Source organism: Pseudomonas sp. TWI923, from assembly GCF_039673365.1.
Classification (GTDB): Bacteria; Pseudomonadota; Gammaproteobacteria; order Pseudomonadales; family Pseudomonadaceae; genus Aquipseudomonas; species Aquipseudomonas sichuanensis.
Window position 1 is genome coordinate 1 of the sequence record NZ_JBDJLM010000075.1, and the last position, 24221, is coordinate 24221.

24 protein-coding genes and 1 pseudogene are annotated in these 24221 nt (G+C 65.0%); 5 read left to right on the top strand and 20 right to left on the bottom strand.

Translation table 11 applies throughout. The features are described 5' to 3' along the window. The first annotated feature begins 222 nt into the window (after nucleotides 1-222). A complete protein-coding gene (gene feaR / locus ABE459_RS21590; RefSeq protein ID WP_323831061.1) occupies nucleotides 223-1188 on the top strand; it encodes a transcriptional regulator FeaR in 966 nt (321 codons plus the stop codon). A 134-nt stretch (nucleotides 1189-1322) separates the two neighbouring features. On the opposite strand, the gene ABE459_RS21595 is transcribed toward feaR, so the two are convergent. From ABE459_RS21595 to ABE459_RS21635, 9 genes are all read right to left on the bottom strand, one after another. Beyond that, on the bottom strand, nucleotides 1323-1688 hold the full coding sequence (locus ABE459_RS21595) for a cupin domain-containing protein (protein WP_323831062.1): 366 nt from the start codon (nucleotides 1686-1688) through the stop codon (nucleotides 1323-1325). 29 nt (nucleotides 1689-1717) lie between these two features. Beyond that, the gene (locus ABE459_RS21600) at nucleotides 1718-3016 is read right to left on the bottom strand and encodes an FAD-binding oxidoreductase (protein WP_110993864.1); all 1299 of its coding nucleotides are present in this window, start codon (nucleotides 3014-3016) and stop codon (nucleotides 1718-1720) included. Between the two features lie 507 nt (nucleotides 3017-3523). Next, on the bottom strand, nucleotides 3524-4327 hold the full coding sequence (gene hpaI / locus ABE459_RS21605) for a 4-hydroxy-2-oxoheptanedioate aldolase (protein WP_323831063.1): 804 nt from the start codon (nucleotides 4325-4327) through the stop codon (nucleotides 3524-3526). Between the two features lie 9 nt (nucleotides 4328-4336). Then, nucleotides 4337-5140 carry a 2-oxo-hept-4-ene-1,7-dioate hydratase gene (gene hpaH, locus ABE459_RS21610; RefSeq protein WP_125858560.1) on the bottom strand — a complete coding sequence of 268 codons (804 nt, stop codon included), beginning with the start codon at nucleotides 5138-5140 and terminating at the stop codon, nucleotides 4337-4339. Nucleotides 5141-5148: 8 nt separating this feature from the next. Continuing rightward, nucleotides 5149-5559, bottom strand: a complete 411-nt coding sequence (locus ABE459_RS21615; protein WP_323831064.1) for a 5-carboxymethyl-2-hydroxymuconate isomerase — start codon at nucleotides 5557-5559, stop codon at nucleotides 5149-5151. A gap of 10 nt (nucleotides 5560-5569) precedes the next feature. Next, nucleotides 5570-6493, bottom strand: coding sequence for a 3,4-dihydroxyphenylacetate 2,3-dioxygenase (gene hpaD / locus ABE459_RS21620; protein WP_258706536.1), 924 nt, complete (start codon nucleotides 6491-6493; stop codon nucleotides 5570-5572). A 154-nt stretch (nucleotides 6494-6647) separates the two neighbouring features. Beyond that, a complete protein-coding gene (gene hpaE / locus ABE459_RS21625; RefSeq protein WP_125464020.1) occupies nucleotides 6648-8108 on the bottom strand; it encodes a 5-carboxymethyl-2-hydroxymuconate semialdehyde dehydrogenase in 1461 nt (486 codons plus the stop codon). A 2-nt stretch (nucleotides 8109-8110) separates the two neighbouring features. Further along, on the bottom strand, nucleotides 8111-8881 hold the full coding sequence (locus tag ABE459_RS21630) for a fumarylacetoacetate hydrolase family protein (protein WP_258706537.1): 771 nt from the start codon (nucleotides 8879-8881) through the stop codon (nucleotides 8111-8113). Further along, nucleotides 8878-9552 carry a fumarylacetoacetate hydrolase family protein gene (locus ABE459_RS21635; RefSeq protein ID WP_323831065.1) on the bottom strand — a complete coding sequence of 225 codons (675 nt, stop codon included), beginning with the start codon at nucleotides 9550-9552 and terminating at the stop codon, nucleotides 8878-8880. Before ABE459_RS21635 ends, ABE459_RS21630 begins: the two co-directional genes overlap by 4 nt. 163 nt (nucleotides 9553-9715) lie before the next feature. On the opposite strand from ABE459_RS21635, the gene hpaA reads away from it, so the two are divergent. Together hpaA and hpaR are read left to right on the top strand one after the other, a co-directional pair. After that, nucleotides 9716-10618, top strand: coding sequence for a 4-hydroxyphenylacetate catabolism regulatory protein HpaA (gene hpaA, locus ABE459_RS21640; RefSeq protein WP_125464023.1), 903 nt, complete (start codon nucleotides 9716-9718; stop codon nucleotides 10616-10618). Between the two features lie 175 nt (nucleotides 10619-10793). Continuing rightward, the gene (hpaR, locus tag ABE459_RS21645) at nucleotides 10794-11216 is read left to right on the top strand and encodes a homoprotocatechuate degradation operon regulator HpaR (RefSeq protein ID WP_125858566.1); all 423 of its coding nucleotides are present in this window, start codon (nucleotides 10794-10796) and stop codon (nucleotides 11214-11216) included. Between the two features lie 383 nt (nucleotides 11217-11599). Here hpaR and ABE459_RS21650 read toward each other — a convergent pair whose 3' ends face one another. Next, nucleotides 11600-12193: a helix-turn-helix domain-containing protein gene (locus tag ABE459_RS21650; RefSeq protein ID WP_323831066.1), complete on the bottom strand. Its 594-nt coding sequence runs from the start codon at nucleotides 12191-12193 to the stop codon at nucleotides 11600-11602. 5 nt (nucleotides 12194-12198) lie between these two features. Further along, nucleotides 12199-13398, bottom strand: coding sequence for a multidrug effflux MFS transporter (locus ABE459_RS21655; protein ID WP_323831067.1), 1200 nt, complete (start codon nucleotides 13396-13398; stop codon nucleotides 12199-12201). Between the two features lie 350 nt (nucleotides 13399-13748). On the opposite strand from ABE459_RS21655, the gene ABE459_RS21660 reads away from it, so the two are divergent. Next, nucleotides 13749-13940, top strand: a complete 192-nt coding sequence (locus tag ABE459_RS21660) for a KGG domain-containing protein (RefSeq protein WP_323831068.1) — start codon at nucleotides 13749-13751, stop codon at nucleotides 13938-13940. A gap of 286 nt (nucleotides 13941-14226) precedes the next feature. Then, a complete protein-coding gene (locus tag ABE459_RS21665) occupies nucleotides 14227-14778 on the top strand; it encodes an ATP-dependent Clp protease proteolytic subunit (RefSeq protein WP_323831069.1) in 552 nt (183 codons plus the stop codon). Between the two features lie 139 nt (nucleotides 14779-14917). Here the strand turns inward: ABE459_RS21665 and paaZ are convergent, their stop codons facing one another. The 9 genes and pseudogenes from paaZ to paaA all read right to left on the bottom strand — a co-directional run bounded on the left by paaZ (nucleotide 14918) and on the right by paaA (nucleotide 24023). Then, the gene (gene paaZ / locus ABE459_RS21670; protein WP_323831070.1) at nucleotides 14918-16972 is read right to left on the bottom strand and encodes a phenylacetic acid degradation bifunctional protein PaaZ; all 2055 of its coding nucleotides are present in this window, start codon (nucleotides 16970-16972) and stop codon (nucleotides 14918-14920) included. 37 nt (nucleotides 16973-17009) lie between these two features. Continuing rightward, complete coding sequence (locus ABE459_RS21675) at nucleotides 17010-18242, bottom strand: OprD family porin (RefSeq protein WP_323831071.1); 1233 nt, start codon at nucleotides 18240-18242, stop codon at nucleotides 17010-17012. Nucleotides 18243-18277: 35 nt separating this feature from the next. Continuing rightward, nucleotides 18278-19840: pseudogene (locus tag ABE459_RS21680) on the bottom strand (cation acetate symporter); the annotation flags it as partial. Beyond that, the gene (locus tag ABE459_RS21685; RefSeq protein WP_323831072.1) at nucleotides 19837-20145 is read right to left on the bottom strand and encodes a DUF485 domain-containing protein; all 309 of its coding nucleotides are present in this window, start codon (nucleotides 20143-20145) and stop codon (nucleotides 19837-19839) included. The gene ABE459_RS21685 and the pseudogene ABE459_RS21680, both read right to left, overlap by 4 nt. A 210-nt stretch (nucleotides 20146-20355) precedes the next feature. Further along, nucleotides 20356-21432, bottom strand: a complete 1077-nt coding sequence (gene paaE, locus ABE459_RS21690) for a 1,2-phenylacetyl-CoA epoxidase subunit PaaE (protein ID WP_258706548.1) — start codon at nucleotides 21430-21432, stop codon at nucleotides 20356-20358. 15 nt (nucleotides 21433-21447) lie between these two features. Further along, nucleotides 21448-21972 (bottom strand): 1,2-phenylacetyl-CoA epoxidase subunit PaaD, encoded by a 525-nt coding sequence (gene paaD, locus ABE459_RS21695; RefSeq protein WP_125858579.1) that lies wholly within the window; start codon nucleotides 21970-21972, stop codon nucleotides 21448-21450. Next, the gene (gene paaC, locus ABE459_RS21700) at nucleotides 21959-22717 is read right to left on the bottom strand and encodes a 1,2-phenylacetyl-CoA epoxidase subunit PaaC (RefSeq protein WP_323831073.1); all 759 of its coding nucleotides are present in this window, start codon (nucleotides 22715-22717) and stop codon (nucleotides 21959-21961) included. Before paaC ends, paaD begins: the two co-directional genes overlap by 14 nt. A gap of 8 nt (nucleotides 22718-22725) precedes the next feature. Further along, a complete protein-coding gene (paaB, locus tag ABE459_RS21705) occupies nucleotides 22726-23007 on the bottom strand; it encodes a 1,2-phenylacetyl-CoA epoxidase subunit PaaB (protein WP_023631078.1) in 282 nt (93 codons plus the stop codon). Nucleotides 23008-23033: 26 nt separating this feature from the next. Beyond that, entirely contained in the window at nucleotides 23034-24023 is a 990-nt protein-coding gene (gene paaA / locus ABE459_RS21710) for a 1,2-phenylacetyl-CoA epoxidase subunit PaaA (protein ID WP_125464038.1), read from the bottom strand. Between the last annotated feature and the right edge of the window lie 198 nt (nucleotides 24024-24221).

Here is a 24221-nt window from a genome sequence, read left to right on the forward strand (position 1 = left end):
ACACAAGGCCGCTCCTACAGGCGATCGCATACCCCTGTAGGAGCGGCCTTGTGTCGCGATAGGGCTGCAAAGCAGCCCCAGTATTCTCAACCCATCCGCAAACCCAGACCCCCTTGGCATAAAACCTGCTCTCTACACCGGCCAACAGATGACAGTTGTGCGTCAATGGATAACATGTTAACAATTGACCCATAACAACAATGCCCGCGTGTGGAGGTTGCCATGCCCCAGCCCGTTTCCCACTGCAGCACCCAGCCCGAAGCCGACGGCCTGGACCGTTGGACCGCCGCCATGCAGCAGGTGTGCGGCCGTTTCCAGACCGAACTTGCGTTCAACCGAGCGCTGTTCATCGGCGAAATCGCCACCTTCAATCGTGCAGGTCTGGCCCTGGCCAACCTGCGCACCAATGCCGGTAATATCCGCCGCTTCGGCGACAACCCCGACCGTGACGACGACCAGCACTGTTTTCTGGTCAGCCAGCGCATGGGCTATTCGCGGATCACCCAGGGCGGTGTGAGCTTGCAACTGTCACCCGGCGATCTGCTGTTGATGGACTCGGTCGGTCCGTGCGAGATCACGCCGTTCGGGCTGATTGAGCACGTCTCGCTGTCACTGTCCCGCGAGCAGGTACGCAAGCACGTGACCGGACAAGGCGCCGCCTTCGGCAAGATCTCCTCGACCAACGCCTGCGGGCGCATGCTGCATTTGCTGATGGACCAGCTGTGCCGCGAAGAGGAAGACGCAGGCGGTGCGCAGGGCGATGCCCTGCAGTCGGCGTTCATTTCCCTGCTGGAGCCCGGTTTCGAGCGTGGCGAGCACAATGCCGCCGCGTTGGGCGGCGTGGGTGGCAGCAACCTGCGCGGTTATGTGCAAAAGGTAATCGACGAGTCGCTGGGCCAGCCCGGCCTGACGCCGGCCAACCTGGCCGAGCGCCTGAGCATCTCGGTGCGGCATCTGTACCGGGTGTTCGAAGAGGAGGGCGACAGTGTCTGCCGCTATATCCAGCGTTCACGGCTCAAGCGTAGTGCCGATGACCTGTCCAACCCGTTCCTCAAGCGCGAGTCGATCACCTCGATCGCGTTCAAGTGGGGATTCACCGATTCGGCGCATTTCAGCAGGGCGTTCAAGAAGCAGTTCGAGCAGTCGCCGAAGGATTTCCGGGCCATGGCCCTGATGGCGGGGCGTTAGGGTAAAAAGATCGCGGGGCAAGCCCGCTCCCACGCCAGTATCAACGTTTGTTAAAATGTGGGGGGGCGCCCCCCCCCCCCCCCCCATTTCTAAGGGGGGGGGGGGGGGGGGGGCCCCCCCCGCGATGGGGTCGATCAGGCGACAGCGAGGTAATGCTTGACGAAGGTCTCGCTCAACACTTCCCACAACACCGGCGTGCCCTTGTTCACGAACCAGGCATCGCCTGCCTTGTAACGGGTCACCTGGCCGGTGGATTCATCAGTCAGCTGGATCTCCCCGGTCACGATCACGGCCTGTTCGCTGAACGGGTAGACCATGCGGAACTTGCCCTGGGTGGTACCGAAGTAAGCGCTGCTGACCGGGTCGGTCGGCGCGCCGTGGGTCATCTTGCCGTAGCACTTGACCTCGCCTTCGAGGATGGTCGAGCCCAGGTCGGCAACGGTGCCCCAGGCATCGAGTTCGGACAATTGCACACCCTGGCGGACGGCGGTAAGGGTCATGGTGGTTCTCCTGGTCAGTTCAAAAAGGCTCAACGGCGGCCGTTGAAGAAGCCCGACAGCTGATGCACGGTTTTGCCGGCGGTCAGCAGCAGTGGGCGAATGTGGTCCTTGCCAAGGATGCGCGCGTGCTTGACCGAGCTGATCAGGTCGTAGCGGCTGGAGCCTTCGCTCATGCCTTCGGCGAGGATCTTGCAAATGATGTGGCTGGGGGTGACGCCAAAGCCCGAATAGCCCTGCACGTAGAAGGCGTTGGGGCGGTTGCTCAGGGTGCCGAGCTGCGGGAACAGGTTGGCGCTGGTGGCCATCGGGCCGCCCCAGGCGAGGTCGATGCGCACGTCCTTGAGGTACGGGAAGATCTTCAGCATCAGGTTGCGGTTCCACGCCTTGAGGTCTTTCGGGATGTGCTCCACGAAAGGCGTGGCGGCGCCGAACAGCAGGCGGTTCTCGCGGGTGACGCGGTAGTAGTCGATCACCGGGCGGATATCGCTGTAGGCGCCGCGGATCGGGCTGATGCGCTGGATCAGTTCATCCGACAGCGGTTCGGTCATCAGCTGGAAGGCGTAGGTGTTGACGGTGCGGGCGTGCAGCTCGGGTTCGAGCTTGTTGAGGAAGCTGTCGCAGGCCCACAGCAGTTTGCTGGCCTTGACCGAGCCACGGCCGGTGCGCACGGTGATGCGCTCACCGTAGTGCACCTCCAGCGCCGGGCTGTGCTCGAAGATCCGTGCGCCATGGCCCACCAGGGCCTGGGCTTCGCCGAGCAGCAGGTTGAGCGAGTGCACGTGGCCGCCGCCCATGTGCAGCAGGGCGCTGCTGTAAGCGTCGGAGCCGATGATCTGCTTGACCTCGGAGCCGCCCAGGAAGCGGATCTCATCCTTGCCGTTGATCGCCTTGAAGTCTTTCTCCCAGGCACGCAGGGTCTTTTCCTGGCGGGCGTTGAAGCCCATGTAGCCGTAGCCGTGGCAGAAGTCGGCGTCGATGGCGTAGCGGGCGATGCGGTCCTTGATGATGCCGGCGCCCAGCTCGCTGATCTCGAAGATCTCGCGCAGGCCCTGTTCGCCGACGCTGCTCTTGATCTTTTCCAGGTCGTGGCCGATGCCGGCCATGATCTGCCCGCCGTTGCGCCCGGTGCCGCCGAAGCCCAGGTAGCGGGCTTCGAGCACGACGACATTGGTGATGCCTTTTTCGGCCAGTTCCAGGGCCGTGTTGATGCCCGAGAAGCCGCCGCCGATCACTACCACATCGGCTTCGATGTCGGCTTCGAGGGTGGGGAAGCTGAGGTTGTATTTTTTGGTCGCGGTGTAATAGGTGGGCGTTTCGATGTTGATCATGGCGCAGCCTGGACAGTTGGAATTGTTAGGAAGCAGGGCTTGCACAAGCGCTGGCTGTGGCAGCTATTGGGCACCTAACGAGCGGTAGGTGTCTTGCCTGAGTGTGCCAGGGATTTGATTCTGTGTGACGGGGGGGATGTGGCAGGCTTAAGACCGTATATCGCCCGCTATGTGTATGCCGAAAGGGTTGTAGCGCTCTTGAGATCGAGCGCCGCCCGCGCGGCGCATCGCTGGCAAGCCAGCTCCCACATTTGTTTCGGGCCAGTCACTCCTGTGGCTTCATCGCTGTCCGCCTTGTTAGTACGACGCGATCTAGAGGTGGGCACCACTGGCGCCTCGCCTGACTTGAGACATGCGCCAAGGCGTGCAGCGGTACCTTCACAGGAGTAATTGGCCCGAAACAAATGTGGGAGCTGGCTTGCCAGCGATGCGCCGCGCGGGCGGCGCTCGATCTGATAGGCGCAGCACATCTATCGGCGAACCCTTTTGGGCTACCCCTTGCGAGGGTCAGTAAACCCCGCCTTGGGCAGCCGTATTCACCACACCTTCCTTGAATGTCCCCGCCAACCGCTGCAATCCGCGCATCAACACGGTGGTATCCACCCCTACAGCAACAAACGCAGCCCCCAGCTCGATATAGCGCCGCGCCAGTGCCTCGTCGGCACTGAGAATCCCCGCCGCCTTGCCGGCCCGGACAATCCGCACGATGGCGTCTTCGATAGCCGCCTGCACCTCGGGATGCCCCGGATTGCCCCGGTGCCCCATGGCCGCGCTCAGGTCCGCCGGCCCGATGAACACCCCATCCACACCATCAACGGCGCAGATTTGGTCCAGGTTTGCCAACCCCTCGCGGTTCTCGATCTGCACCAGCAGGCACACCTGCTCGTCGGCCAGGTCCAGGTAACCGGGGATGCTGTTCCAGCGCGAGGCCCGGGCCAGCGCACTGCCCACACCGCGCACACCGTACGGCGGGTAGCGCACCGCACGCACCAGCTGGCGAGCCTGCTCGGCGCTTTCGACCATGGGCACCAGCAAGGTCTGGGCACCGATATCGAGCAATTGCTTGATCAGCGCGGTATCGCCGACCACCGGCCGCACCACCGGCTGGCCGGGGTAGGGCGCCACGGCCTGCAACTGGCCGAGCAGGCTGCGCAGGTCGTTGGGCGCGTGTTCGCCGTCGAGCAGCAGCCAGTCGAAACCGGCGTTGGCCGCCAGTTCCGCGCAATACGGGTCGGCCAGGCCGAGCCACAGGCCGATCTGCGCCTGGCCGCTGCGCAGGCGTTGCTTGAAGGTGTTGATGGGCATGTCCATGGGCGGTCCTCAGACGAAACGGCAGGCAATCGAGCCGAGCTGGTCGTAGTCGACATGGAAGGTGTCGCCGGGGCGGGCAGCCACCGGGCGGGTGAAGGAGCCACCGAGGATGATCTGCCCGGCCTCAAGGCCCACGTCATAGGCGGCCAGTTTGTTGGCCAGCCAGGCAACGCCCTTGGCCGGATGGTTGAGCACGGCGGCGGACACCCCGGATTCCTCGATCACGCCATTGCGATAGAGCACCGCCGGCACCTTGCGCAGGTCGATGTCACCGGGCCGCACGGCGCGGCCGCCCATGACCACGCCGGCATTGGCGGCGTTGTCGGAGATGGTGTCGAACACCTTGCGGGTGGCACCGCTGTGCGGGTCGACCTGCTGGATCCGTGCGTCGATGATTTCCAGTGCCGGGATCACCCACTCGGTGGCGTCGAGCACATCGAACAGGCTGACGTTGGGGCCCTTGAGCGGCTTGCCGAGGATGAAGGCCAGCTCCACCTCGACCCGCGGCACGATGAAGCGCTCGAAGGGGATGTCGCTGCCTTCGTCGAACAGCATGTCGTCGAGCAGCGCGCCGAAGTCCGGTTCGGTGATGTTCGAGGAGACCTGCATGGCCCGTGAAGTCAGGCCGATCTTGTGGCCGACCAGCTTGCGACCGCTGGCGATCTTTTGCGCAACCCAGGCGCGCTGGATGGCGTAGGCGTCCTCGATGCTGATCGAGGGGTGCTCCAGGGAGAACTGACCAACCTGTTCGCGGCTGCGTTCAGCCTGGTCGAGGCGGGCGGCGGCTTGCTGGATGATGTGGGCGTCGAGCATTGAAGACCTCAGGAATTCCGGTTGAACAGGGGGTGCAGGCTGCTGTGCTTGGCGTCGTACACCTGGGCCTGGCTTTCGTCGATCTGCAGGGTCACGCCGACCGGGCGTTGTGCCAGCAGCGGGTCGAGGTGGCGGCGCAGCACGGCCAGCAGGTTGTCGCCGACCTGCTGGTGCACCGTGGCGCTGCGTCCGCTGCCCATGCGCAGGTTGGCGTAGACGAAGCCGTAGCTACCCTGGCCATCGGCGATCGCCGCGTGGGTGGCGGGGTAGGCCAGCACCCGGGTGCCACCGGTGGGGAACACTTGGCGGGCGTTTTCGTCGCGTTGTTCGAGCATGCAGTCGGCCAGGGCGCGGCACAGGCCGGGCATGTCGGCGTCGGCTTCAATGTCCGGGCTGTAGAGCAGGACCAGATGGGGCATGGCGCGCTCCTTACAGGCGGCTGGTGGAGGTGACGCCGGCCGGGTTGGAGGCCTGGGCGGCGGGGATGGTGCTGCCATCCTGCGGGGTGACCGGGAAGATCGCGTTGATCTGGCCGGTGCCGGACGAGCCGAAGTAGGGCGTGACCACTTCGGCTTTGCCGTCGTACTTCGACCAACCCAGGGCGCCGAGCAGCATGGCGGTGTCGTGCATGAAGCCTTCGCCGTGGCCCTTGACCGCGTACTCCGGCAGCATCGCGCAGAAGTCGGCCCAGTCGCCGTCCTGCCACATCTGCACCACGCGATGGTCGAGGGTTTCCAGGAACGGGCTCCACACCTTGGTGGCAAAGTCCGGGGCCTGGCCGTTCTGGGCGAAACGGTGGGACAGCGAGCCGCTGGCGAGGAAGGCCACGGTGCCGTCGTAGTGGTCCTCGACCGCCTTGCGCATCGCCCAGCCCAGACGGGCGCTGTCGTTGAGGTAATGCGAGGTGCACAGCGCCGAGACCGAGACCACCTTGAAGTGCTGGTCGGTGTTCATGTAGCGCATCGGCACCAGGGTGCCGTACTCCGGGGCGAGCGTGGTGGCGTCATGGGCCATGGTTTCCACGCCCAGGCGGTTGCATTCCTCGGCCAGGATGCGCCCGAGTTCCGGGTTGCCGGGGAAGCCGTAGTTCATGTTGGCGATGAAGTGCGGCAGCTCGTTGCTGGTGTACAGGCCTTCGAAGTGCGCTGCGCAGTTGATGTGGTAGTTGGCGTTGACCAGCCAGTGGGTGTCGAACACTACCAGGGTGTCGACGCCCAGTGCCCGGCAGCGCCGGCCGATTTCCAGGTGACCGTCGATGGCCGCCTGGCGAAAGCCTTGGCGCGGGCCGGGCAGTTCGGACAGGTACATCGAGGGTACGTGGGTGATCTTGGCGGCGAGAGCGAGTTTGCCCATGGGAATCTCCTGCTGAAGGTTGTTGTTCTAGGTGTCCATGGCGAGGGCTGTGCCCTCGATTCGCGGGTAAACCCGCTCCCACAGGTCCAGCGCGGGGCCTGTGGGTGCGGGTTTACCCGCGAAGGGCTGCAAGGCAGCCCAGCGCTTTAAAGCGTTACACCCCCCAGCGCGGAATGTGGTGGCTACCCATGGAAATACACACGTTCTTGATCTCGGCAAACACCTCGAAGCTGTACTGTCCCCCTTCGCGGCCTGTCCCGGAACCCTTCACCCCACCAAACGGCTGACGCAGGTCGCGCACGTTCTGGCTGTTGATGAACACCATACCGGCCTCGATGCCCCGGGCCAGACGATGTGCCTTGCCGATGTCCTGGGTCCAGATGTACGAGGCCAGGCCATATTCGGTGTCGTTGGCCAGTTGCAGCGCCTCGGCCTCGTCCTTGAACGGGATCAGGCACGCCACCGGGCCGAAGATCTCCTCCTGGGCGATGCGCATGCGGTTGTTCACATCGGCGAACACCGTGGGCTGGATGAACTGCCCCTTGGCCAGGTGCGTCGGCAGGCCCGCCGGGCGCTCCAGGCCACCGGCCACCAGGCGCGCACCTTCCTCGATGCCGATGCGAATGTAGCCGGTGACCTTGTCGTAGTGCTGCTGGGTGATCATCGAGCCGACCTGGGTTTTCGGGTCGGTCGGGTCGCCGACGATCAGGCGCCGGGCACGGGCGGCGAACTCGCTGACGAAGCGCGGGTACACGCTCTCCTGGATGAAGATGCGGCTGCCGGCGGTGCAGCGCTCGCCGTTGAGCGAAAAGATGGTGAACAGCGCGGCGTCCAGGGCGCGGTCCAGGTCGGCGTCTTCAAAGATCAGCACCGGCGACTTGCCGCCCAGTTCCATCGAGTACTTTTTAAGCCCCGCGGTCTGCATGATCTTCTTGCCGGTGGCGGTGCCGCCGGTGAAGGAGATGGCGCGCACGTCCGGGTGGCGCACCAGGGCATCGCCGGCGGTGGCGCCGTAGCCCTGGATCACGTTGAGCACACCGTTGGGGATACCGGCCTCGACTGCCAGGCGGCCCAGCTCGTTGGCGGTCAGCGGCGAAAGCTCGCTCATCTTCAACACCGCCGTGTTGCCCAGCGCCAGGCATGGCGCGGTCTTCCAGGTGGCGGTCATGAACGGCACATTCCACGGCGACACCAGCCCGCACACGCCCACCGGCTGGTACAGGGTGTAGTTGAGCATCTGGTCGTCGACCGGGTAGCTGTGGCCGTCCATGCGCGTGCACACTTCGGCGAAGAAGTCGAAGTTGTGCGAGGCGCGGGGGATCAGCACGTTGCGGGTCTGGTGGATCGGCAGGCCGGTGTCGAGGGTTTCCAGCTCGGCCAGTTGCGGCACGTTCTGGTCGATCAGCTCGCCGAGGCGGCGCATCAGCCGGGCGCGCTCCTTGGCCGGGGTGTTGGCCCATTTCGGGAAGGCCTCTTTCGCCGCGGCCACGGCCTGGGCGACTTCCTCGGCGCCGCCGCTGGCCACTTCGCCGATGGCTTCACCGGTGGCCGGGTTGTAGTTGATGAAGGTGTCACGGCTCTCGACTTCGCGGCCGTTGATCCAGTGCTTGATCATGTTCATGCCTCTTGGGTTTTACGGGCGAAGAACTCGGCTTCGCTGACGATACGGTTGACCAGGCGGCCGACGCCTTCCACTTCCACCACCACCTCATCGCCCGGCACCACGTCGGCCAGGCCTTCCGGCGTGCCGGTGGCGATCATGTCGCCGGGCTGCAGGGTCATGAAGCTGGAGAAGTATTCGATCAGGTAGGGGATGTCGAAGATCATGTCGGCGGTGCTGCCTTCCTGCTTCAGCTCGCCGTTGATCCAGGTGCGCAGCTTCAGGTTCGACGCGTCTGGCACATCGCTGGCATCGACGATCCACGGGCCGACCGGGGTGGTGGCGTCGCGGTTCTTCACCCGCAGGTTGGGCCGGTAGTAGTTCTCCAGGTAGTCGCGGATGGCGTAGTCGTTGCACACCGTGTAGCCGGCCAGGTAGGCGAGGGCGTCCTCGCGCTTGACGTTGCGCGCCGGCTTGCCGATCACCGCCACCAGCTCGCACTCGTAGTGCATGTACTTGACGTTGTCCGGGCGCCAGGTGACCTGGTCGTGGCCGGTGTAGGTGCCGGGCGACTTGATGAAGGCCAGCGGCTCGGTGGGCGGGGTGAAGGCCAGCTCGGCGGCATGGTCGGCGTAGTTCAGGCCCAGGGCGAACATGCTGCCGGTGGCCGGTGGCAGCCAGGTCACCTGGTCTTGATGCACCAGGCGGCCATCGGCCAGGCGCAGGTGGTCGTCTTCGACCGTGACGGCGTGGACCTGGCCGTCGAACTGGATACGGGCGTGCTTCATGGGGCGAGTCCTTGTTCGGCGACGATGGGGTTGGTCAGCTGGCCGAGGCCGTCGATCTCGACGCTTACGCGGTCACCGGGCAGCACGTCGACGCGGCCTTCCGGGGTGCCGGTAATCAGTACGTCGCCGGCATGCAGGGTCATGAACTCGCTGATTTCGGCGATCAGCTGGGCCACGCTGCGCACGCAGTTGGCGGTGTTGTTGTGCTGGCGCAGTTCGCCGTTGACCCACAGGCGGATGCCCAACGCATCGGGGTTGCCCACCTGCGCCGCCGGTACCAGCTCCGTCCCCAGCGGGCAGAAGCCGTCGCGGCACTTGGCCTTGACGGCCGGGCGGTAATAGCTGTCTTCGGGCAGGCTGAACTCGTTGACGATGGTGTAGCCGGCCACGTGCTCGAGCGCGTTCTCGACGCTTACCCGGCTGGCGTCCTTGCCGATTACCACGCCCAGCGCCGGGCCAGGCTGCAGGCGTTCAACTCCCGCAGGGTAGGTAACTGCCTGGGCATGGCCATTGCGGGTGTTGGGGGTCTTGATGAACAGCACCGGCTTGACCGGCGGCTGCTGGTACGGCGCTTTATGGAAGGACGTCAGGTGCTGCTGCAGCAGGCCCTGGTAGTTCAGGGCGACGCCGAACAGGCTGCCGGTGGCGACCTCGTGCAAGGCACGGCTCATGCTTTTCTCCTGCGGAAGGCGAAGCGTCCGGGGACGCTTCTTTGCGTTTTTGTTAATGTGTTAACGTTATAATTAAGATGTTAACGATCGTCAAGGCATTCCCCGCTCGCCGGGCAGTGCTACGATGCATCGCCCGGCCTGTTCCACCGGTACGAGAACAACAATGAAAGAACGACAGCCGATCCCCAACATCAACATCGGTCAGGTCTACGACCAGCGCTACAGCGACAGCGAGGTGCACTACGACCGGCTCGGCAACCTGGCCGGCTTTTTCGGTCGCAACATGCCGGTGCACCGCCATGACCGCTTCTTCCAGGTGCACTACGTGAAGACCGGCAGCGTGCGGGTGTACCTCGATGAACAGCGCTATCACGAGGCCGGGCCGATGTTCTTCCTCACCCCGCCGACCATTCCCCATGCCTTTGTCACCGAGGCCGACGCCGATGGCCATGTGCTGACCGTGCGCCAACAGCTGGTGTGGCAACTGCTGGAGGCCGAGCCCGGGCTGATCAGCGTGCCGCGCCTGCAACCTGCGTGCGTTGCCCTGGGGCATTTGCAAGGGCAGGCGCGCGAAGAGGCGCATCGGCTTGAGCAGTTGTTCGACCTGCTTGGCAGCGAGGTCGGCCAGGGCCAGGCAGGGCAGGGCACCGCCCTGCAGGACCTGGCGCGGCTGGTGATGATCAGCCTGCTGCGGCTGTGTGCCAACTCGCTGGAGGCGATGCCGGCGCGGCACGAGGACTTGCAGCTGTTTCACCGCTTCAACGAGCTGATCGAGCGCCATTACCTGGAGCATTGGGCGTTGCCGGCGTACGCCACGGCGCTGGGCGTGACCGAAGCGCGGCTGAATGACGTGTGCCGGCGCATCGCCGACCTGCCGTCCAAGCGCCTGGTGTTCGAGCGCCTGATGCAGGAGGCGCGGCGCCTGTTGCTGTATACGGGCGGTTCGGCCAACGAGATCTGCTACCAGTTGGGCTTCAAGGACCCGGCGTATTTCAGCCGGTTCTTCCAGCGCCATGCGCAGATGACGCCGGGGGAGTACCGCCAGCGGCAGATGGCGTTGCGGTGATAGGTGCATCGAATGACCTGTTCCATGCCTTGAGCGTCAAGCCAATCGTGCAATGACCCGGTTGCAGCGAGAATGGGCGTTACCCAGGAGCGCTGGTACTTTTCACAGGGACTGGACAGGCCGGGTGCAAATGTATTTCACTTCATTAATATCTTAATAAAACCAGCCGAGCCCGATGACCATCCCAAGACCCTCCCTGACCTTGACCCTGCTGCAGGCCCGTGAAGCGACCATGGCGTTCTTCCGCCCGGCCCTCAATGCCCATGACCTGACCGAACAGCAATGGCGGGTGATCCGCATCCTGCGCCAGCAGGGCGAGCTGGAGAGCCACCAGTTGGCGGACCTGGCGTGCATTCTCAAACCGAGCATGAGCGGCGTGCTCAAGCGCCTGGAGCGTGATGGGCTGGTGGGGCGGCGCAAGTCGCCGGAGGATCAGCGGCGGATCTTCATCAGCCTGACCGTGCGCGGGCAGCAGGCGTTCCTGGCGATGAGCGAGGAAATGGAGCGCAATTACCAGGAGATCCAGCGCCAGTTCGGCGCGGACAAGCTGGAGCAGCTGATGGGGTTGCTCAATGAGTTGAAGAAGATCGAGCCTTGAGATGGCGGGGGATGGTTTGAGATTGCATGTGGGCCACCAAGCGTCTGGCGACAGAGTTGCAGCGCCTACAAGATCGAGCGCCGCCCGCGCGGCGCATCGCTGGCAAGCCAGCTCCCACATCTGTTTCGGGCCAGTTACTCCTGTAAGTTCATCACTGTCCGCCTTGTTGGTACGACGCGGTTTCAGTGTGGGCGTTGCCGCCGCCTCACATGACTCAAGACAAGCACCAAGGCAGGCGCCGGTACTTTCCCAGGAATAATTGGCCCGAAACAAATGTGGGAGCTGGCTTGCCAGCGATGCGCCGCGCGGGCGGCGCTCGATCTCATAGGCGCTGCAAATTCATCGCCCTGCACCTGGTAGCCTCCACCCAATCCACCGGCCCCTCACCCCGCCAACCCCAACGAATCATCCAGAATCTTCAACAACGACGCCGCCCGCCGCGCATACACCGCCGGGTTCGCATACAGCAGCTCCACATGCAGGCTGTCGATGATCCCCAGATAAGCATCCCCATACAGCTCCAGCTTGTTGCCATCGCTGCGCGCCCAGGCATGCCGCTCGCGCAGGGCCTGGCAGAAGCCCAGGCGAATCTGCTCCAGGTATTCCTCGAAGCCGGTGGTCACGATCGAGCGTATCGGCGCCGGCGGCAGGAACGCACTGCGCAGCACGAAGCGCAAATTGGCCGAGCCGGCATACCTCTCGGCCAGGTGCAGCGGATGCCAGTGCCCCGGCGCCTCGCGGCCGGCGGCCTCATGGCCGAACCCGGCTTCGACATAGGCGGTCTCCTCGGCCAGGGCACGCTCGAACGCACACACGAACAACGCATCCTTGTTGGCGAAATGCGCATACAGCGAGGCCTTGCGCATGCCCGCCTGGGCCGCGATTTCGTTCAGCGACGAGCCGTCGTAGCCATGTTCGGCAAAATGCTCGACGGCGTGGTCGCAAATGCGCGCGGCGGAAGGGGTCAGGGCTTTCAAAGCGGTCACTCCGGGTTGACGCTGCAGTTCGAGGCGCTGATTGTCTTTGCCAGGGCGGCGCGGGTCAAACCCAGGATGACCACGGCAGCTGCGGCCAACAGCCAGGCCCAGGCCTGCGGGCCGAGGGTCGCCAGATGCCCGGCCAAGGGGGTGGCGCTGGACGAGATCACCAATTGCAGGGCACCGAGCAGCGCGGCGGTGGAGCCGACATCGCGGTGCTGCGAGGACATCGCCAGGGCCATCAGCGTGGCCTCGCAGATGCCCAGGCCGAACAGCGCCAGCACCACGCCGCCCAGCAGCACCGGCAAGCCGCCGCCCACCACTGTCAGCAGTGCACCCGCACCCATGCACAGCGCGCCCCACCAGGCCACCCGGGCCACGCCGTGGCGCTTCACCCACAGGCCGGACCCTGCAGCGCCCAGCAGAATGGCCACGCCACAGGTGCCGAACAGCATGCCGAACTGCGTGCTAGTGAGGCCGAAATGCTGCTGGTACACGTAGGCAGAGCCGGCGATGTAGGCGAACAGGAAAAAGAACACCGCCGACAGCGCCAGCGCCGGGCGCAGGAAAGCACCGTCACGGGCGATGCGCGCATAAGTACGCATCACGCTACGCGGCGCCAGGCGCACACGCTGCGCCACGGGCAAGGTTTCACCCAGCACAAGGGCCGAGTTGAGCAGGGTCAACAGGCCGAGCCCAGCGAGCACCAGCATGATCGCCCGCCAGCCCCAGGCGGCATCCACCACGCCGCCCAGCGCCGGGGCGAGGATCGGTGCCAGGCCTTCGATGGTCATCAGCAGGGCGAAGATTTGTGCCGCCCGTGCGCCGTCGGCGACGTCGCGCACCATGCTCATGATCACCACCAGGGTCAGCGCACTGGCCAGGCCCTGGATCAGCCGTGCCAGCAGCAGCGCCTCCAGTGAATTGGCCGCCGCCGCGGCCAGCGAGGTGACCGTGAACACCAGCAACCCCACCAGCAACGGCCGACGCCGGCCCAGCGCATCCACCAGCGGACCGAACAGCAGCTGGCCGGCGCCCATGGCCAGGAGGAACACGGTCAGGGTCAGTTGCACCTGGGGATAGCCGGTGCCGAAGTCGCGAGCCATCTCCGGGAGGCTGGCCAGGTACATGTCGATGGCCGAAGGGCCGAGGGCGCCGATCAGGGCGAGGGAGGCGGCGAAGCGCAGGTTTGAGCGGGTGGGCATGACAGCGAAATCCATTGGGCAAAAATAAACCTACCGACCGGTAGGTTGTGCAAAGATTAAGCACATTCATGGTAGGGGTCAACAGATGTCTCGCGAGGCACGCGTTCCCTCGCTCTGTGGGAGCGGGTTCACCCGCGAACAGGGGCATAGCCCGTGCCAGGCACCGAGTTAAATCGCAGCGGCAGTGCGCCGATGCAATTTCTGCTTGCGCACCAAATACACCGTCGTCGCTTGTTTAGCGCCACCGGTCCGATGAATCCGCAATAAACCGAATCCGCCGTTATCGCCGTACTCCCACACCATGTACGGCACGTAACCGTGCATCCCCAAGCCAAACGAGGTTGATGACCATGGCTAACAAAGACAATGACCGGATGAGCAAGGACAGCGACAAGATGGGCCACCAGGGTGGCAGCAAGAACCCTGGGAATTTCGCCAATGACCGCGACAAAGCCGCCGAAGCCGGGCGTAAAGGTGGGCAAAGCACCGGTGGAGATAACCGTCAAAGCCCCGAGTCCGGGCGCAAAGGCGGCCGCTCGTAAGTAAGGCCCTGCAGTGCCGGGGCGACCTGGCACTGCATATTGAGCGTTACCCAGCCGCCCTTCGCGGCCTTGACAAGGCCCAGCACGGAACGGCCAAGGTCGTCATGGGCAGGGTCTGGGTCAGGCGGCTTCTCATTGCAGCCCTGTGCCCTCGGTAGTGACGGGCAGCTTACGTGAAGGGTTCAGCACGATTGACCTGCTGGGTCATGGAACTTTGCCCCTGCCTTACGCCTCCACCTCTAGCAGGACATCGCGCAAGCAACCCGAATGACCGGGAGCCCCTCCTATGGCCAGGCACATCATCCACTACACCGGCCCCATCAACTCGTCCACCTGCGGCAACCTGATCAACACCTGCTCGCGCGCCCTGCAACAAGGCGCCGAGCTGCTGCAGTTGAACATCGCCACCATGGGCGGGGAGTGCAGTTATGGCTTCACCCTGTACAACTTCCTGCGCAGTCTGCCGGTGCCGGTGCATACCCACAACCTCGGCACGGTGGAGTCGATGGGCAACATCATCTTCCTGGCCGGCAGCCACCGTACCGCCTGTGCGCTGAGCAAGTTCCTGTTCCATCCGTTTCACTGGACCCTGCACGGAGCGGTGGACCATGCGCGCATGGCCGAGTACGCCATGAGCCTGGACTACGACCTGCGGCTGTATGAGCAGATTGTTGCCGAGCGCACCGAGGGAGCAAGCGAGGCACTGGATGTGCCGCGCTACCTGATGGCTTATCCACGTATCCTGGGGCCGGAAGAAGCATTGCGTTGCGGGCTGATCCAGGCTATCGACGACCTGCCGATTGCAGCGGACAGTACGCAGTGGAGTGTGCATGCGTGATCGTACGTGGGCGTTAGGGTGCATGGCGACAGGTTTGTAGCGCCTATCAGATCGAGCGCCGCCCGCGCGGCGCTCGATCTCACAGGCGCTGCAAAATCACCGATGAACACCTGGTGGCCTTCACCCAACCTCAAACCAATCAACCCACCCGCTTCACCACCAAGGTCAAGATGTCATAGCTCGCCACCAGCTCCCCATCCTGATTGGTCACCTCCACATCCCAAGCCACCACCCCTTGCGGTTGCCCCTGTGGGCTGGTCTTGCCCTGATCGATCTTGCGCTTGCAGGTCAACCGCGCCTGGATGGTGTCGCCAATCCCCACCGGGGTAATGAAGCGCAGGGTATCCAGGCCATAGTTGGCCAGCACCGGCCCTTCACCCGGCGAAACGAACAACCCGGCCGCCGCCGACAGCACGAAATAGCCGTGGGCGATGCGCTTGCCGAACTGCGACTGCTTCGCCGCGATCTCGTCGAAGTGCATGTAGAAATGATCGCCTGACAGGCAACCGAAGTTGACCAGGTCGGCCTCGGTCACCGTGCGGCGGTGGGTAAGCAACGACTCACCGATGCGCAGGTCATCGAAGTGGCGGCGGAACGGGTGCACCTCGGTTTCGATCACCTCGGCGCCGCGCACGTATTCGCCGGTCACCGCCATCAGCATGCTCGGCGAACCCTGTACCGCGGCGCGTTGCAGGTAGTGCTTGACCGCGCGCAAGCCACCCAGCTCTTCACCGCCGCCAGCGCGGCCCGGGCCGCCGTGCTTGAGCTGCGGCAGCGGCGAGCCGTGGCCGGTGGATTCCTTGGCCGCTTCGCTGTCGAGCACCAGCAGGCGCCCGTGCCAGGCAGCTGCGGCCGGGATGGCCTTGGCGGCCACCGTGCGATCGGCGGTGACCAGGGTAGCCACCAGGCTGCCCTTGCCACGGGCCGCCAGGGCCAGGGCTTCGTCGAGGTCGTCGTAGGCCATCAGCGTGCTGACCGGGCCGAACGCTTCGATATCGTGGGCGCCACCCTCGGCGTGCGGGTCGCGTGCCAGCAACAGTGTCGGGGCGAAGAACGCGCCTTCGGCCACGCCGTCACCCACCGGGTTGAAGCCATCGCTGGCGCCCAGCAGCTGGTCGCAACTGTCCAGCAGCATGCGTACGCGCTCACCGACATCGCGCTGCTGCTCGTGGGAAGCCAGGGCGCCCATGCGCACGCCTTCGACCGACGGATCACCGACCACCACTTTGCGCAGCCGTTCGCGCAGGCGAGTGGCCACGGCGTCGATGTGCCTGGCGGGGACGATGGCGCGGCGGATCGCCGTGCATTTCTGCCCGGCCTTGGTGGTCATCTCCCGTGCCACTTCCTTGATGAACAGCTCGAATTCTTCGCTGTCGGGGCCCACGTCCGGGCCGAGGATGGCGCAGTTGAGCGAGTCGGCTTCGGCGTTGAACGGCACCGAATGGCGCACCAGGTTCGGCGTGACGCGCAGCTTGGCGGCGGTGTCGGCGGAGCCGGTGAAGGTCACCAGGTCTTGGCCCTGCAGGCGCTCGAGCAGATCGCCGGTGCTGCCGATCACCAGTTGCAAGCTGCCGGCCGGCAGCAGCCCGGACTCGTTCATCAGGCGCACCACGGCTTCGGTCAGATAGCTGGTGGAAGTGGCCGGCTTGACGATGCACGGCATGCCGGCGAGGAAGGTCGGGGCGAACTTCTCCAGCATCCCCCAGATCGGGAAGTTGAAGGCGTTGATGTGCACGGCCACGCCGGTGCGTGGCACCAGGATGTGGCTGCCGGCGAAGTGGCCTTGCTTGCCCAGGGGGATCGCCGGGCCCTCATGCACCAGGTTGCCCGACGGCAGCTCGCGGCGGCCCATGCTCGAATAGGCGAACAGCGTTGCATTGCCGCCTTCGATATCGATCCAGCTGTCGGCGCGGGTGGCGCCCGAGTGGTGGGACAGGGCGTAGAGCTGTTCCTTGCGTTCGGCCAGGTACAGCGCCAGGGCTTTGAGGCGCGCGGCGCGTTGCTGGAAGTCCATGGCCAGCAGGGTTTGCAGGCCCTGGGCACGGGCGAATTCGAGCGCTTCGGCGAAGTCCGGGCGTTCTTCGTGGCTGTAGGCCAGGACGTGGCCGTCAAGGGCGCTGCGCAGGGCCTGGGCGCCGTGCTGACCGATCCAGCGGCCGGCGATGAAGCTCTGCAGGGTAGGGGCGGCGGACATGCTGTTCTCCATGCTGTTCTGATAGACAGGGGCGCGCTTACCAGAGCGCCAGGGTGTAGCCGATGATCAGGCGGTTCTCGTCCACGGCATTGGTCAGGCCATTGCCGGAACGGAAGGTCACGTTGCGCCAGCGCAGGCTGACGTCCTTGAACGGGCCGCTCTGGATGACGTAGGTGATGTCGGTGTCGCGTTCACGCTCGCGGCCATTGCTGAGCGTGGCGGTCTCGGCATGGCGGCCGTCGGTGTAGCGGGTCATGAAACTCAGCCCGGGGATGCCCATGGCCACGAAGTCGTAGTCGTAGCGCAGCTGCCAGGAGTCGAGCCCGGCACGGGTGAAGGTGTTGTAGGTGACCAGGTTGACGGTGTATGGGTCGCCGCCGTTGAGGAACGGGAACGCGCTGTCGCCGGACATCTGCTGCCAGGTGGCGGTGAATTTGTGGGCCTTCACGCCGAGGGTGAACATGGCGTTGAAGTTGCGGTTGTCGATGCGCCCGGCGCGCTCGGCGCCATCGCCGCGGCTGTCGAAGTAGCGCAGGTCGCTGCGCAGGCTCACACCCTCGGCCAACGGCTGGGTGTGCAGCAGGCCGACATACTGCTGGCGGTAGATCTCTTCGAGCTTGGCGTAGTAGTAGCTGACGCTGGTCTGCGGGGTGAAGGCGTAGCTGCCGCCACCAAAGTCGAAGTGATCGCTGGTGGCGGCGCCATAGCCGATATCGTCGCGCCCGGACGAGTCGCGCAGGTTGGCCTTGGTCAGGCGCCCGCCGTTGAAGGTCAGGCCGTCCAGCTCCTGGCTGGTCAGCAGGCCGCCTTGGAAAGTCGAGGCCAGCAGGCGGGTGTCGTTGTACACCACCACCGGCAGGATCGGCTGCAGGGTGCCCAGGCGCAGGGTGCTCTTGGACACCCGCAGCTTGCCGGTCAGGCCCAGCTCGCTGTAGTCGTCCACCGGTTCCTTGCTGTCGGGGCCGAACGGCAGCAGGCCGGTACCGCGCCGGTCGCGGCTGGAGTCGAGCTTGATGCCCAGTTGGCCCATGGCATCCACCCCGACGCCGACCGGGCCGTCGGTAAAGCCCGACTCGAAGCGAGCGGTAAAACCCTGGCCCCATTCCTCGGCCTTGTTCTGCGGCGCGTTGTCCTGGCGGAAGTCGCGGTTGATGTAGTGGTTGCGCAACTCGACGCGCGCGTGGCTGTCGCCGATGAAGTCCGCCAGGGCCGGCAAGGGCAGGGCGAGTGTGGCCAGCCAGGCGGCCGAGGTGAGGCGTGTGCGGCACATTGTTGTGGTCCCCGTCGTTCTTATTGTTTTTGTGTTCAGTGCTTGCTGGCGCCGGCGGCGCCGATACCGGTCATGGAGCGGATGAACTGCGCCAGGTAGCGGCCACGTTCGTCCTCGGCGCGCTGCGAGCTGTCGGTGACCGAGAAGGCCCAGGCGCCGAGGAACGCCAGCGACATGGAGAACAGCGCCGGGTTGCTGTAGGGGAACAGTGCCTGCTCGTTGTGCAGTACGTTGACCCACACCGCCGGGCCCAGCACCACCAGCACGATCGCCGAGACCAGCCCTGCCAGGCTGCCGCCCACCGCGCCGCGGGTGGTCAGGCCTTTCCAGAACATCGACAGCAGCAGCACCGGGAAATTGACCGAGGCCGCCACGGCCAGTACCAGGCCGGAGAGGAAGGCGATGTTCTGCGATTCGAACATCAGGCCCAGCAGCACCGCGAACAGGCCGATCACCAGGGTGGCGATGCGCGACACGCGCATTTCCTGCTGCTCGCTGGCCTGGCCTTTGCGCATGACGCAGGCATACAGGTCGTGGGACACGGCCGAGGCGCCCGACAATGCCAGGCCGGCAACCACGGCCAGGATGGTGGCGAAGGCCACTGCCGAGATGAAGCCGAGGAACAGGTTGCCGCCCACCGCCTGTGCCAGGTGCACCGCGACCATGTTGCCGCCGCCGATGATCGCGCCTGCGGCATCGCGGTAGGACGGTTCGGTACCGACCATGACGATGGCGCCAAAGCCGATGACGATCAGCAGCAGGTAGAAGTAGCCGATGAAACCGGTGGCGTAGAACACGCTCTTGCGCGCCTCCTTGGCGTCGCTGACGGTGAAGAAGCGCATCAGGATATGCGGCAGCCCGGCAGTGCCGAACATCATCCCCAACCCCAGTGAAATCGCATCCACCGGATTAGACAGCAGTGCCCCCGGCGCCATGATCGCCTGGCCCTTGGCATGCACGGCCACGGCGCTGGCGAACATCGCCTCGGTGCTGAAACCGAAGTGCTTGAGCACCATGAAGGCCATGAAGCTGGTGCCCGACAGCAGCATCACCGCCTTGATGATCTGCACCCAGGTGGTGGCGAGCATGCCGCCGAAGGTCACGTACAGCACCATCAACACGCCCACCAGCATCACCGCGTACAGGTAGCTGATGCCGAACAGCAGCTCGATCAGCTTGCCGGCGCCGACCATCTGCGCCACCAGATACAGCAGCGCCACGGTCAGGGTGCCGAACGCCGAGGTGATGCGCACCGGGCCCTGGGCCAGGCGGTAGGAGACCACGTCGGCGAAGGTGTACTTGCCCAGGTTACGCAGGCGCTCGGCGATCAGGAACAGGATGATCGGCCAGCCGGCCAGTACGCCCAGGGCGTACAGCAGGCCGTCGTAGCCGTTCATGAACATCATCGCCGAGATGCCCAGGAAGGACGCGGCGCTGATCATGTCGCCGGCGATCGCCAGGCCGTTCTGCATGCCGGTGAGGCCACCGCCGGCGGTGTAGAAGTCACTGGCCGAGCGGGTGCGCAGCGCCGCCCAGCGGGTGACCAGCAGGGTGAAGCAGACGAACACCAGGAACATCGAGATGGCGGTCCAGTTCATCGTGCGCACTCCTGCTTGACCTTGTCGTTGAGCGGGTCGAGCACGGTGTTGGCGCGATGGGTGTAGATCCCGGTGAGGGCGAAGGACAGCAGCACCATCAGCACCCCGACCAGCATGCCGACACTGGTCACCCCGCCGCTGAGGGACTTGCCGAGCACGCCGGGGGCGAAGGCCACCAGCAGGACGAAGCCGTAGTAGGCGGCGAGCATGGTCAAGGTGAGCGTGCCGTTGAGGCGGCGCTTGCGCTTGATCAACTGCTGAAAGTCGGGATGGTTGTTGATGCTCTCGAGGTGTTCGGGTGTCATGGCTGGCGTTCTCTCTGGCTGTTGTAATTGTTTTTTCAGGTCACGCGGGTGTTACCAAGGGCTTGCACATTCCCTGTAGGAGCGGCCTTGTGTCGCGAAAGGACCGCAAAGCGGTCCCAGGATCTCGGATCCGGCCAAAGATTGCCGGGGGTGCAACCCAGCCCTTTCGCGACACAAGGCCGCTCCTACAAGGACCAAGGCGACTCGGCCTTAAAGCTGATCGAAATCGAGCACCACCTTGTCGCTCAGGGGGTAGGTCTGGCACGACAGCACGTAACCGGCGGCCACTTCGTAGTCTTCCAGGGCATGGTTGCTGTCCATCTCCACCTCGCCCTCGATCACCTTGCACTTGCAGGTCGAGCACACCCCGGCCTTGCACGAGTAGGGCAGCTCGGCACCGATGGCGTTGCCGGCATCGAGCACACTGCGGGTGTTGCGCGGCAGGTCGAAGGCCAGGGCGCGGCCATCGCTGATCACCGTCACATGGCTGACCGCCGAGTCCAGCTCACGGGCCGCTTCACGGGCCTCGCGGCGGGCTTCGCTGCCGGCGGCGGCGAACAGTTCGTAGTGGATGCGCGCGTTGTCCATGCCGTTGGCCTGCAGGCTGTCGCGCACGGTCTCGGTCATGGCCTGGGGGCCGCAGATGAACGCGGCGTCGAGCTGCTTCACATCCAGCCAGCGGGAGAACAGCTGGCCGCACTTGTCGGCGTCGATGCGGCCGTTGTACAGGTCGACGTCCTGTTGCTCGCGGCTGAACACGAAGATCAGGTTGAGGCGGTCCAGGTATTGGTTCTTCAGGTCTTCCAGGCGGTCGCGGAACAGCGCGCTGTTGCTGGCGCGGTTGCCGTACAGCAGGGTGAAACGGCTGTGCGGCTCGCTGGCCAGGGTGGTGGCGACCAGCGAGAGGATCGGGGTGATGCCACTGCCGGCGGCGACGCCCAGGTAATGACCGTGGCGCGATGGGTCCAACGGCACGAAGAAGTTGCCCGATGGCGGCATCACCTCCAGTTGCTGGCCCGCCTTGAGCACTTCGTTGGCGAAAGCCGAGAAGCGCCCGCCGGGCACGCGCTTGACCGCCACGCGCAGCTCGCCATCCTGCACGGCGCTGCAGATTGAATAGGAGCGGCGCACTTCCTCGTCATCGAGGTGGGTGCGCATGACCAGGTACTGGCCCTGGGTGAAACGGAACGCTTCCTGCAGATGTGCGGGCACGTCAAAGGCGATGGACACCGCGTCGCGGGTTTCCTGGCGCACTTGCTTGATGGTCAGGCTGTGAAACGGGCTCATGGCGTTCTCCACGGCTCAAAGGCATTTGAAATAGTCGAACGGCTCCAGGCACGCGCGGCAGCGGTACAGCGCCTTGCAGGCCGTGGAGCCGAACTGGCTGAGCAGTTCGGTATGGGCGCTGCCGCACTGCGGGCAGCACACGTTGGGCGTGCTGCCGCGCAGGCTGGCGCTGCCCGCGGGTGGGGCGATGCCATAGGCGCGCAGGCGCTCACGGCCTTGCGCACTGATCCAGTCGGTGCTCCAGGCCGGCATCAGCCGGCGCTCAAGTGCGGGTTCGGCGAAGCCGGCCTGCTCCAGGGCCTGGCGGATATCGCCCTCGATCACCTCGGTGGCCGGGCAGCCGGAGTAGGTCGGGGTGACCACCAGGTGCAGGTGGCCGGCGCGCCAGTCGAGGTCGCGCACGATCCCCAGGTCGACCACGCTGACCACCGGCACTTCCGGGTCCATCACCTCGGCCAGCACCGCCCAGGCATGGGCCAGGTCGCCGTGTTGCTGGGCCCGGGCGCCGCGATCGCCGGCGATCAGCTCACCAGGTTGCATCGGGGTAGGCTCGCGGCAGGAACTGCATTTCGGCCAGCAGCAGGCCGAGGTGTTCGGTGTGCAGGCCCTTGCGCCCGTCCAGGAAGAAGTGGCTGGCGGCCTTGGGCAGGGGCAGCTCGACCGAGGCGAAAATGGCCGTGACGGTGTTCAGCCAGTGCTGGGCGATGTGTGCCGGGTCGGCGGCGATACCGGCCTGGGCCAACTGGACTTCGCCATCGTTGGCGACGCTCAATTCGACCGTGAAGCGCCATAGTGCCGGGATGGCCTCGAGCATGCGCCGGCGGCTCTCTTCAGTGCCGCCACCCAGGCGCTGCACCCATTCGCCGGAACGGCGCAGGTGATAGGTGACTTCTTTCAGGCCCTTGGCGGCGATGCCGGCGATGCGTTCATCGCTGGAGGCCGTCAGCCCTTCAAGTGTGGCGTGGTGCCAGGCGTCGTAAAGGAACTGCTTGAGCATAGTGACGGCGTAGTCGCCGTTGGGTTGCTCGACCAGCAGCAGGTTGCGATAGGCGCGCTCGTCGCGGCGGTAGGCCAGGGCATCGGCATCGCGGCCGTCATCGGCCAGTTCAGCGGCGTAGTCCAGCCAGTTGCGCGCCTGGCCCACCAGGTCGAGGCCGACGTTCATCAGCGCCAGTTCTTCTTCCAGCGCCGGGGCCTTGCCGCACCACTCGCACAGGCGCTGGCCCTGGACCAGGGCGCTGTCGCCGAGCAGCAGCAGGTATTGGATGAGTGCTTGCTTGTGCATGGCGGGCCTCACATGTGTCCGACTTCGGCGGGCAGCTCGTAGAAGCTGGCATGGCGGTAGACCTTGTCGTCCGCCGGGGCGAACAGCGGGTCTTTCTCGTCGGGCGAGGAGGCGGTGATCAGTGCCGAGGGCACCACCCACAGGCTCACGCCCTCGCTGCGGCGGGTGTACAGCTCGCGGGCGTTCTCGATGGCCATGGCGGCGTCGGCGGCATGCACGCTGCCGACATGCTTGTGGTTCAGGCCGTGCTTGCTGCGCACGAATACTTCGTAGAGGGTCCAGTCAGACATGCTCGATCTCCGCATCGATGGCCGCTTCAGGCGGCGTTCTTGTTCTGTTGTTTGCGTGCGTAGGCCACGGCGGCCTCGCGTACCCAGGCGCCGTCTTCGATGGCCTTGCGGCGGGTGGCGACGCGTTCCTGGTTGCACGGGCCGTTGCCCTTGATCACTTCGTAGAACTCGTCCCACTGGATTTCGCCGAAGTCGTAATGACCGCGTTCGGCGTTCCACTTGAGTTCAGGGTCGGGGGCGGTGCAGCCAAGCAGCTCCAGCTGCGGCACGGTCTGGTCGATGAAGCGCTGGCGCAGTTCGTCGTTGGTCTGGCGCTTGATCTTCCAGGCCATCGACTGGGCGCTGTTGGGCGAGTGTTCGTCGCTGGGGCCGAACATCATCAGTGCCGGCCACCACAAGCGATTGATGGCGTCCTGGACCATGTCGCGCTGGGCCTGGGTGCCGTGGCGCATCATGGTCAGCAGCAGCTCGTAGCCCTGGCGCTGGTGGAAGCTCTCTTCCTTGCAGATGCGCACCATGGCACGGGAGTAGGGGCCGTAGGAGGTGCGCTGCAGCACCACCTGGTTGACGATCGCGGCGCCGTCCACCAGCCAGCCCACCGCGCCCATGTCGGCCCAGCTGAGGGTGGGGTAGTTGAAGATGCTCGAGTACTTGGCCTTGCCGCTGTGCAGCTTGGCGATCTCTTCGTCGCGGTCGGCGCCGAGGGTTTCCATGGCGCTGTACAGGTACAGGCCGTGGCCGGCTTCGTCCTGGATCTTGGCCATCAGCTGCAGCTTGCGCTTGAGCGACGGGGCGCGGGTGACCCAGTTGCCCTCGGGGAGCATGCCGACGATCTCGGAGTGGGCGTGCTGGGAAATCTGGCGGATGAGGGTCTGGCGGTAGGCGTCGGGCATCCAGTTCTTGGCTTCGATCTTGATCTCGGCGTCGATCTTTTCCTGGAAGGCGCGCTCTTCCGGCGACATCTCTTCCAGCGACTTGAGGCGTTTGACGCCGGTTTCTACGAGCTGTGCGTACATGTTCGGGCTCCCGGTGGTGGGCGGCTTGGGGCGTGGGGTATTTATAAGCGATACAAAACACAACATCAAACAGTATTTGATGTATCAAATACAATTTGTGTATCACATTGAGATTGTCGGGGCTGCTGCGCAGCCCTTTCGCGACACAAGGCCGCTCCTACAGGAGATCGCGCCCCCCCTGTAGGAGCGGCCTTGTGT

Excerpts from the sequence above, each read along its gene's own strand:
- ABE459_RS21660 (WP_323831068.1), top strand. The coding sequence starts at position 13,749 with ATGGCTAACAAAGACAATGACCGGATGAGCAAGGACAGCGACAAGATG.
- feaR (WP_323831061.1), top strand. The coding sequence starts at position 223 with ATGCCCCAGCCCGTTTCCCACTGCAGCACCCAGCCCGAAGCCGACGGC.
- ABE459_RS21600 (WP_110993864.1), bottom strand. The coding sequence starts at position 3,016 with ATGATCAACATCGAAACGCCCACCTATTACACCGCGACCAAAAAATAC.
- paaD (WP_125858579.1), bottom strand. The coding sequence starts at position 21,972 with ATGCAACCTGGTGAGCTGATCGCCGGCGATCGCGGCGCCCGGGCCCAG.
- hpaE (WP_125464020.1), bottom strand. The coding sequence starts at position 8,108 with ATGATCAAGCACTGGATCAACGGCCGCGAAGTCGAGAGCCGTGACACC.
- ABE459_RS21635 (WP_323831065.1), bottom strand. The coding sequence starts at position 9,552 with ATGAGCCGTGCCTTGCACGAGGTCGCCACCGGCAGCCTGTTCGGCGTC.
- hpaH (WP_125858560.1), bottom strand. The coding sequence starts at position 5,140 with ATGCTCGACGCCCACATCATCCAGCAAGCCGCCGCCCGCCTCGACCAG.
- hpaI (WP_323831063.1), bottom strand. The coding sequence starts at position 4,327 with ATGGACATGCCCATCAACACCTTCAAGCAACGCCTGCGCAGCGGCCAG.
- paaZ (WP_323831070.1), bottom strand. The coding sequence starts at position 16,972 with ATGTCCGCCGCCCCTACCCTGCAGAGCTTCATCGCCGGCCGCTGGATC.
- paaC (WP_323831073.1), bottom strand. The coding sequence starts at position 22,717 with ATGCACAAGCAAGCACTCATCCAATACCTGCTGCTGCTCGGCGACAGC.
- ABE459_RS21630 (WP_258706537.1), bottom strand. The coding sequence starts at position 8,881 with ATGAAGCACGCCCGTATCCAGTTCGACGGCCAGGTCCACGCCGTCACG.
- ABE459_RS21615 (WP_323831064.1), bottom strand. The coding sequence starts at position 5,559 with ATGCCCCATCTGGTCCTGCTCTACAGCCCGGACATTGAAGCCGACGCC.
- ABE459_RS21685 (WP_323831072.1), bottom strand. The coding sequence starts at position 20,145 with ATGACACCCGAACACCTCGAGAGCATCAACAACCATCCCGACTTTCAG.
- paaE (WP_258706548.1), bottom strand. The coding sequence starts at position 21,432 with ATGAGCCCGTTTCACAGCCTGACCATCAAGCAAGTGCGCCAGGAAACC.
- ABE459_RS21665 (WP_323831069.1), top strand. The coding sequence starts at position 14,227 with ATGGCCAGGCACATCATCCACTACACCGGCCCCATCAACTCGTCCACC.
- paaA (WP_125464038.1), bottom strand. The coding sequence starts at position 24,023 with ATGTACGCACAGCTCGTAGAAACCGGCGTCAAACGCCTCAAGTCGCTG.
- ABE459_RS21655 (WP_323831067.1), bottom strand. The coding sequence starts at position 13,398 with ATGCCCACCCGCTCAAACCTGCGCTTCGCCGCCTCCCTCGCCCTGATC.
- hpaD (WP_258706536.1), bottom strand. The coding sequence starts at position 6,493 with ATGGGCAAACTCGCTCTCGCCGCCAAGATCACCCACGTACCCTCGATG.
- ABE459_RS21595 (WP_323831062.1), bottom strand. The coding sequence starts at position 1,688 with ATGACCCTTACCGCCGTCCGCCAGGGTGTGCAATTGTCCGAACTCGAT.
- paaB (WP_023631078.1), bottom strand. The coding sequence starts at position 23,007 with ATGTCTGACTGGACCCTCTACGAAGTATTCGTGCGCAGCAAGCACGGC.
- hpaR (WP_125858566.1), top strand. The coding sequence starts at position 10,794 with ATGACCATCCCAAGACCCTCCCTGACCTTGACCCTGCTGCAGGCCCGT.
- ABE459_RS21675 (WP_323831071.1), bottom strand. The coding sequence starts at position 18,242 with ATGTGCCGCACACGCCTCACCTCGGCCGCCTGGCTGGCCACACTCGCC.
- hpaA (WP_125464023.1), top strand. The coding sequence starts at position 9,716 with ATGAAAGAACGACAGCCGATCCCCAACATCAACATCGGTCAGGTCTAC.